This is a genomic window from Frankia sp. CcWB3, assembly GCF_977927595.1.
In genome coordinates this window covers 1-8502 of record NZ_CDWRCK010000186.1, presented here as the reverse complement: position 1 = coordinate 8502, position 8502 = coordinate 1, and the positions used below count along the sequence as shown (strand labels likewise).

Annotated in this window: 8 protein-coding genes; 2 read left to right on the top strand and 6 right to left on the bottom strand. The window is 67.4% G+C overall.

Annotated features, from left to right (window positions below; translation table 11 throughout):
* Nucleotides 1-186 precede the first annotated feature (186 nt).
* The 4 genes from ACY5KJ_RS14315 to ACY5KJ_RS14300 form a co-directional block, all read right to left on the bottom strand.
* Nucleotides 187-597, bottom strand: a complete 411-nt coding sequence (locus tag ACY5KJ_RS14315) for a DUF5313 family protein (protein WP_462203569.1) — start codon at nt 595-597, stop codon at nt 187-189.
* Between the two features lie 71 nt (nt 598-668).
* Nucleotides 669-2426 (bottom strand): acetyl/propionyl/methylcrotonyl-CoA carboxylase subunit alpha, encoded by a 1758-nt coding sequence (locus tag ACY5KJ_RS14310; protein WP_462203568.1) that lies wholly within the window; start codon nt 2424-2426, stop codon nt 669-671.
* A 116-nt stretch (nt 2427-2542) separates the two neighbouring features.
* Nucleotides 2543-2707 carry a hypothetical protein gene (locus ACY5KJ_RS14305; protein WP_462203570.1) on the bottom strand — a complete coding sequence of 55 codons (165 nt, stop codon included), beginning with the start codon at nt 2705-2707 and terminating at the stop codon, nt 2543-2545.
* 212 nt (nt 2708-2919) lie between these two features.
* Nucleotides 2920-4515, bottom strand: a complete 1596-nt coding sequence (locus ACY5KJ_RS14300) for an acyl-CoA carboxylase subunit beta (protein WP_462187316.1) — start codon at nt 4513-4515, stop codon at nt 2920-2922.
* Nucleotides 4516-4721: 206 nt separating this feature from the next.
* Between ACY5KJ_RS14300 and ACY5KJ_RS14295 the strand changes: the two genes are divergently transcribed.
* Both ACY5KJ_RS14295 and ACY5KJ_RS14290 read left to right on the top strand, forming a co-directional pair.
* Entirely contained in the window at nt 4722-5609 is an 888-nt protein-coding gene (locus ACY5KJ_RS14295) for a biotin--[acetyl-CoA-carboxylase] ligase (protein ID WP_462187317.1), read from the top strand.
* 49 nt (nt 5610-5658) lie between these two features.
* Nucleotides 5659-6168, top strand: a complete 510-nt coding sequence (locus tag ACY5KJ_RS14290; RefSeq protein WP_462187318.1) for a PH domain-containing protein — start codon at nt 5659-5661, stop codon at nt 6166-6168.
* A gap of 38 nt (nt 6169-6206) precedes the next feature.
* Here ACY5KJ_RS14290 and ACY5KJ_RS14285 read toward each other — a convergent pair whose 3' ends face one another.
* Nucleotides 6207-6920: a hypothetical protein gene (locus ACY5KJ_RS14285; RefSeq protein WP_462187319.1), complete on the bottom strand. Its 714-nt coding sequence runs from the start codon at nt 6918-6920 to the stop codon at nt 6207-6209.
* A 29-nt stretch (nt 6921-6949) separates the two neighbouring features.
* Complete coding sequence (locus ACY5KJ_RS14280) at nt 6950-7528, bottom strand: hypothetical protein (RefSeq protein WP_462187320.1); 579 nt, start codon at nt 7526-7528, stop codon at nt 6950-6952.
* Between the last annotated feature and the right edge of the window lie 974 nt (nt 7529-8502).

Below are 8502 nucleotides of genomic sequence, written 5' to 3'. Positions count from 1 at the left end.
GCGGAAGGACTGGAGGTTGCGCCAGGACAAGCCTGGGCATTTCGTCTGGACGAGCCCAGAGGGGCGTCGATATCACATATCACCAGAGCAGTATCTGGCGGATGTTGTTATCGAGGGCCGCCTCCGGCCCGAGGTGCACCGGTCCGAGTAAGCGAAAAGCTGAGAAATGTGACATCCCTGGTTAAATCACTCCGTGTCCCCGTCCTCCTTGTCCTCATCATCGCTCGTGGGGAAAACCGGAGGAAAGCCATGCTGTTCCAGTCGGCGGTTCCGGAAGAACCCGCTGGTGGCGAAGCCGAGCCCGATCCCAGAGATCAGAAGAAACGCGACGACGACGGCTCGGACTCCGAACTCACCGGGCAGCAGGGAAAAGATCAGCGCGAAGGGCAACATCAGCAGGAAGGGCCGTGCCGCCTGGCGCAGCCTCCAGCCGGGGCCGGTGAGGTCATGCGAGACCCAGTCGTTGTAGGCCGGAGGAAGGGTCCCCCCAAGCAGGTAGTGCACTCGCCCGGTCAGCGGTGGTCGCTGAACGACTGGGCGGGCCACCGCCAGCTCCCGGTCCTGGCCGCTCACCGTCGGGCTGTCGTTACCGTCCATACCTCGCAGCCTATGAAGTCTGCGGTGGAGAGGTGGCAGCCGACGGTGGGCAGGTCGAGCTTCGGTGCGTTCTAGTCTTTGATCTCACAGAGCACGGTGCCGCTGGTGACAACGGCGCCGACGGCCGCAGCCAGTCCGGTGACCGTGCCATCCCGGTGCGCGTTGATCGGCTGTTCCATCTTCATCGCTTCCAGAACAATGATCAGATCACCCGCGGAAACAGCGTCGCCGTCGTTGACCGCGACCTTCACGATGGTGCCCTGCATGGGACTGGTCAGGGCGTGGCCCGTGACCTTGGCCGCAGCCGTGCCGCGAGCGCGCCGCTTGGGCGCCGCTCCCCGGGAAGCGGCGACGGGGGCAGAACCGAATCCGGCGGGTAGCACGACTTCGAGGCGTTTGCCGCTTACCTCGACAACCACGGTCTCCCGCGGCTCGGGGGTGGTGTCGGCCTCAGTCCCTCCCGCGAAGGCCGGGATGGTGTTGTCGAACTCGGTTTCGATCCAGCGGTTGTGGATACGGAAAGGCTCTGCGGCGTCCTCCGGGGCGAAGGCGGGATCCCGTACGACCGCGCGGTGGAATGGCAGTGCCGTCGCCATTCCCTCGATGATCATCTCGTCGAGGGCGCGCCGAGCCCGCTGCAAAGCTTCCTGCCGGGTTGCTCCGGTGATGATGAGCTTTGCGAGCAGGGAGTCGAAAGCGCCGCCGATGACGCTGCCGCTTTCGATGCCGGTATCGAGTCGGACGCCGGGGCCGGCCGGCGCGATCAGCTTGGTGACCGTGCCGGGGGCGGGAAGGAAGTTACGGCCGGGATCCTCACCGTTGATGCGGAATTCGATGGAGTGACCGCGAGGAGCCGGATCGGTGAAGTCGAGTGCCTCACCCTCTGCGATGCGGAACTGGGCGCGAACCAGGTCCACTCCGGAGACCTCTTCGGTTACCGGATGCTCGACCTGGAGGCGGGTATTGACTTCAAGGAAGCTGATCATGCCATCGCGGGCGACGAGGAACTCGACGGTCCCGGCCCCGATATAGCCGGCTTCCTTGCAGATCGCCCTCGAGGCGTCGTACAGCGAGTGGAGCTGAGCCTCCGAGAGAAACGGTGCCGGCGCCTCCTCCACGAGCTTCTGGTAACGGCGCTGGAGCGAGCAGTCGCGGGTACCGACCACGACGACGTTGCTGTGCGTGTCCGCCAGGATCTGGGTCTCGACGTGGCGGGGCTGGTCCAGGTACCGCTCGACGAAGCACTCTCCGCGACCGAACGCCGCGACCGCCTCCCGGACGGCACTGTCGAACAGTTCGGGGAGCTCCTCCGCGGTCCAAGCGACCTTCAGCCCGCGCCCTCCGCCACCAAAAGCGGCCTTGATGGCAACCGGAAGGCCGTACTGCTTGGCGAAGGTGACAACTTCATCGACGCCGGCCACGGGGTCTGCGGTGCCAGGTGCGAGCGGCGCACCGACCGCTAGTGCAATATGCCGGGCCGCGGTCTTGTCCCCGAGACGGCGGATGGCCTCCGGCGGCGGGCCGATCCAGGTGAGGCCTGCGGAGATCACGGCCTCCGCGAAGTCCGCGTTCTCCGAGAGAAAACCGTATCCCGGGTGGACGGCATCGGCCCCGGAGGACTTGCAGGCATCGAGAATTTTGTCGATGCGTAGGTATGAATCACCAGGGGTCGTGCCCCCCAACGCAAATGCCTCGTCAGCAACGCGTACGTGCAGGGCATTGATATCCGGTTCCGCGTATACTGCGACGCTGGTGTATCCGGCGTCGCGGCAGGCGCGGGCCACTCGAACCGCGATTTCTCCCCGATTGGCGATGAGGATCTTACGCACGTCGCTCCCGTCCTCGTCCGGCCTGCCTGAGTGTAGGTGAGTCGGGCCGCACATTTTGCTGTCGTTGTACCCAGATGTGATGCTGCAGACATCCCGGCGTCATGCCTATCGGTTGATCACCAGTCGGCTCGAGTGCGCGCACCCGGCGTCATCCCGGACCTTTGCCACACGCCCGGTCCGGTGGTGAGACTGCCACGGAGCGCCAGCGTTGGGCTGGCCCAGGATGAACGGCGGGTGGCCGGCGCCGACGAGGGAGCGGCACGAGCCGTCAGGAGCGCCACCACAGCGGCGATCTCCTCCGGCGTCGCCTCGCCGCGGATCAGCTGCAGCCGAGGCCGACTCGCCCGCCTGTCATCGTCCTGAACCACGTTTCTCTCCTCGGTACCTCGAGTAGCTGGTGCGTCGTGAGTATGCCGTCCGTGGACCTCTGAGGCCCGGGAGATCTCCGTCGGGGAGATCCTCCTTCCGGCGAGCTGGCGACGGCAGATCCCGTCTATAGCGGGATGTTGCCGTGCTTCTTCGGTGGCAGGGATTCACGTTTGGTACGCAGCAGACGCATCGCTCGAATGACCTCGCACCGCGTTGCCGACGGGCTGATGACCGCGTCGAGATAGCCCCGTTCCGCCGCGATGTAAGGGGTCGCGAAGTGATCGGTGTAGTCCTGGATCAGCTCTGCCCGACGAGTCTCCGGTGACTCGGACCTGGCTAGATCCCGTCGATAGATGATGTTGACGGCACCCCGGGCGCCCATCACCGCGATCTCGGCGGTCGGCCAGGCGAGGTTGATGTCCGCCCGCAGGTGCTTGGACCCCATGACGTCGTAGGCACCGCCGTAGGCCTTCCGAATGATCACCGTCACCTTCGGTACGGTGGCCTCTGCGTAGGCGTAGATCAGCTTGGCGCCACGGCGAATGATGCCGTTCCACTCCTGGGAGGTGCCGGGAAGGAAGCCGGGGACGTCGACCAGGGTCAGCACCGGGATGTTGAATGCGTCGCAGGTCCGGACGAACCGGGCGGCCTTCTCGCTGGCGTCGATGTCGAGGGTGCCGGCGAACTGCATCGGCTGGTTGGCGACCACCCCGATAGAACGTCCATCCACCCGGCCGAATCCGACGATCATGTTCTGGGCGAACTGGGTGTGGACCTCGAGAAAGTCACCCTCGTCGAGGAGCCGCTCGATGATCTGGTGCATGTCGTACGGAGTGTTCGGGGAGTCGGGGATGAACGTGCCGAGATCCGGGTCGATCTCGGCGTCCAGATCGTCCACGGCGTCGTAGCTCGGGGCGTCGTCGAGATTGTTCGACGGAAGGAACGACAGCAGCGCACGGGCGAGCTCGAGGCACTCCGTCTCGTCGGCCGACTGGAAGTGCGCGACACCGCTGCGGGAGTTGTGGGTGTGTGCGCCACCCAGTTCCTCCATGCCCACGTCCTCGCCGGTGACTTCCTTGATCACGTCGGGGCCAGTGATGAACATGTGGCTGGTCTGGTCGACCATCAGGGTAAAGTCGGTGATCGCCGGCGAGTACACGGCGCCACCGGCGCATGGTCCCATGATCAGTGAGAGCTGTGGGACGACGCCGGAGGCCATCACGTTGCGGTAGAAGATTTCGCCGTACAGACCGAGGGAGACGACGCCCTCCTGGATACGCGCTCCGCCGGAGTCGTTGATACCCACGACGGGGCAGCCCGTCTTCAACGCAAGATCCATGATTTTGACGATCTTCTCGCCGAAGACCTCACCCAGGCTGCCACCGAAAACGGTGAAGTCCTGGCTGAACACGCAGACCTGCCGGCCGTTGACAGTCCCGTACCCGGTCACCACGCCGTCGCCATACGGCCGGTTGGCCTGGACGCCGAAGTCGTGCGCGCGATGGCGGGCGAAGGCGTCGGTCTCGACGAACGACCCGGGGTCGAGGAAGGCCTCGACCCGTTCGCGGGCTGTCATCTTGCCCTTGGCATGCTGCGCGTCGACCGCTCGCTGGGACCCGGCGTGGACGGCATCATCGTTCACGCGCCGCAGTTGGGCGAGTCGGCCTGCGGTGGTGCGCGGGTCGGGAGCGGAATCCTCTGCGGGCGCGGGAAGAGCCATAACCGGCAGCGTACGACCCCCGCGGGTCCACGCGTGTGATTGATGTGCAGCGGATCTCACCGGATAGGCGAGATTCGTGGGCCTCTGGTGAGTTAACCGTATCCCGGATCAGTTTGCTGATTGTCCGCTGATCGCCCGAGTCGCCGGCGGGTGACCGGACGGTCTGGCAGGGTGGACCGGTGTCACCCTCGAAGGAGCCTTCACCCGTGGGACCCTCTCCCGAGCAGCCTGCGTCCGGCAAGCTCCCGCCCGGCAAGCCCTCGCCGACGTCCCCTCGGGCCCGCTCTGTCGGGGAGGGGCGATCCGCGTCCATCGGAACACGTGAACCGCTGGACGCCGCACGCCTCGCGGCCCGTGCCGCCGCGGTTGGCCTCGACCTGACGGTGGTAGAGGAGATCGACTCGACCAACGCCGCGCTGGCGCGCATCGCCCGGGGCGAAGACACCGCCCGCGGCCGGGGACAGGTTCTCGTCGCCGAACGGCAGACGGCGGGTCGTGGCCGGCTCGACCGATCCTGGGAGTCTCGCCCTGGCGCCGGGTTGACGGTCTCGCTGCTGCTGCGACCCCGGGTAGCGATGTCCCTGCTCGGCTGGCTGCCTATGGTGGTCGGAACCTCGCTCCTGGCGACGCTACGTGAGGTGGCGGCGGTTCCCGCAGTCCTGAAATGGCCCAATGACATTCTCGTCGACGATGCGAAGCTCGCCGGCATCCTGGTCGAGGTCGTCCGGATCCCACTGTCGTCACCTTCGGTGATTATCGGTTTTGGGTTGAATATCATGGCGGAGCGTGACGAGCTCCCGGAGCGGTCGACGAGCCTGCTGCTCAGCGGCGCGCTTCCGGCGGCTCTGGACCGGACCGAGCTGCTCGGGGTGGTACTCGCCGATCTCGTCGGGGCGATCACTGGCTGGGAGGCTGACCCGCAAGCGGCTCGCGCGGAGTACCTACGGGTGTGCGCGACGATCGGCCGGCGGGTGCGCGTCGAGCTGCCGGACGGTTCGGCGGTGCGCGGGACCGCCACCGATGTTGACCCCGACGGCCGGCTCGTCGTCGACGGGCGACCCTACAGCGCCGCCGACATCGTTCACCTGCGGTGACGAGGGACCCGGCAGCGATCTGTCAGCCCGAGATGCGACGATCGTTGCCGTGGCGTTTCCCGACGATATCCTCACCCAGGACGAAGAGGTTGTCCTCCATCTGCACCCGCACTGGGTCAGCCTGGTAGTCCCGGCGCTCTGGACGGTTGCCGCCCTCCTTTTCGCCGTGCTGGGGGTTTTCTTCGCACCCGGAGGGGTGTTGCAGAAGCCCATCCAGTACCTCGTGCTTCTGGCCGCCTTCGGTGCAATCGGTTATCTGAGTGTGATGCCATGGCTACGTCGAATGACCACCCATTACGTCGTGACGAACCATCGACTGATGATCCGCGAAGGGGTCGTCACGCGGGTTGGGCGTGATGTCCCGTTCGCCTGGTTGGTTGGTGCGACCGTGCAGCAGAACGTCCTCGACCGGGTTCTGGGCTCGGGTGAGCTGATCATTGAGACGGTGGGGCAGCGGGGCCGGGTCAGCCTGTCGTGCATGCCGCACGCCGAGCGGGTGCAGGAAACCCTTGCCGATCTCTCCGCGCCCTACCAGTCACGGGGCTATCCGGGGGCCTGACGCCGGGACGGCCGGAGGCAGCAAGCACGGCCGATCCGTCACACCGGGTCGAACTCCCGCCACCATGCGAGCAGTTTGTCGGCCTGCGGATCCTCCGTGGCGAAACCGAGACGCTCGTCGTCAACCGTCCAGAACACCGAGAACCGACCGGGTCCTGCATCGCACAGGAAGGTGCCACGGCGTCGGGAGCTGCGTGCCCAGCGCTCGATGCCGGTCTGCCCCTGATAACAGTTGCCGACGCCGGCGAGGGCTGCGGACCGGCGGGCGATGTCGCGGGCCAGGGCCGAGGCGTCCGGGTAACGCAGGACGAGGATTCGAGCGGGGGCCGGAGCATCGGTCGCCACCCCGGGGACGCAGCTGAGGGCCGCCTCCACGCCACCGGGTACCGCCTGTCCCTCGCTGGGCGGCGCACTCGCGCACTCGCCGACCGCGAACGGCTTGAGCGAGGACCGCAGCCGTGCCTCGGCGGCATCGAGCGTCGGGCCCGGCGACTGTCCGACGCCGGCCGCTCCGGAGGCCACGGTGCCTCCCGTACCCGTCGTGCCGGCCGCCGACGGGTGGCGACCGGTGGGGCTGTCGCTCGGATCGCGGGTCACGGCGAGTCCGATGGTGACGCCACCCGCGATCAGAGCCACGATGATCAAGATGATCGCGGTGAGGGGCCCGCGACGCCACCACGAGTCGGTTCCACTGGATGGATCCTCGTCACCGTCGGCCAGATTCCGCGGGAATCCGTCTTCGGAACCGTTCACAGGTATCCGGTCTCCCGAGGAAGGTCAGCTCAATGACGGAGTGGATCGAACGACTTCCACCATCTGTTGAGGTTACCCGGATCCTGATCATCCGCGGAGAACGCGATTCGATAGTCGTCGTAGGTCCAGAACTCGTAGAAACGCTTCGCGAAGAAGTAGCACAGCCGGGTGCCACCGGTCGACTCGGCCGGCGAGCTCCACCGCTCCGAGCTCTGCTGGCCGTCGTCGCAGTTCCCCTCGTCGTAGTAGTACGTTTCACGGGCGCCGATCTGCCGGTCCATGGCGGACTGACTCGGGAAGTGGAACGCGGTGACCTCGATGCCGCTGGGATCCTTGCAGACGAGGGCGGCGTCGGCATAGGCGCTGTCACGGTGTGTGGGGACGGCGCATCCCGTCATGACGACCGGGTTCAGTAGCGAGCGGAGGATCTCCTGTGGATTGCCGGCCGGCTGTCCACCGTTCCCCGACGCTCCGGTGGCCGATGTTGTGGCGACGGATTGTCCGCTCGTCGTGTCGGTGCCGTCCTCGCCGGTGAACACGACGACTCCGAGCAGGATCACCAGGGCCAGGAGGAGGCCGCCGCCCGCGAACAGCAGGCGTCGATCCACGCTGACTTCGTGCCGGGAGGCTGTGCCGCGCTTGGCCAAGGGGGCTACGGCGCGCTCGGGCCCGGCCGCATTGGCGGGGATTCCTGTCGGGTGGGCGGGCGGCTCCGGTGGCGGCAGTCCCGGCAACAGCCCCGGTAACGACGAGGGCCGTCTGGATTCCGCAGGTGGGCCGAGCCGTGTGGCGGTGGCCGTGTCGACCGAGGGGGCGGACGTGCCGAGGAGATTGACGGGTGCCGGCGCTGGAAAGCCGCCGGTCGGGACAGGCGTCCCGCTCACCGGAGGGAATCCGTTCGGCGGGTTGACACCGATTGTCGCTCCGGGAGCCGGCGCCGGATAACCGATGGGCGGTGCGGACGGCGCGACATGCGCGTCAACGCCGTCCGTGGACCTGCCCCGGGCCCCGAAGGCTCCGAGGAAGGCCGTGTCACCGTTCGTGCCGAGCCCGGTGCCGGTTCCGGCCGTGAGGGTTCCGGGCTGGTTAATGTCGCTGCCCTGGATGCCGGGCCGTCCGGTGGGCGGGGGGCTGGGTGGGGTCAGGCGGTAGGTGAGGTCGCCGTCGTCCGGCCATGGTGACGATGGGGCGTGGTGTGGGGACATCGACAGTCCGGAGGACGTCCGAGGTCCCGAAGGCAGGGGCGGCGGCAGCTCCGGGCCCGACGGGGGCCCCGGCGGGAACGGCCGTTCCGGAGTGGACGGGAACCCCGGAACCGAGAGGGATTCCACGGTCGACGAGGTTCCGGGAGCCGACGGGGTTCCGGGAGACAGGGGAGGCTCGAAGGTCACTGGGGACTCAGCGTTGCTGGATCTGGTTGGCGAGCCGTAGTAGAGCGGACCGGGCGGGCCGGCCATGCCTGTGGGCGGCCCAGGGGGTCCCGGGGGCCCGGGAGGTCCCTGCATCCCCAACCGAGCCGGCAGGCCAGGCGGAGTCGGTGGTCCCTGTCCGCCCGGACCAGGCTGGTCCGCCCGGGCGGACG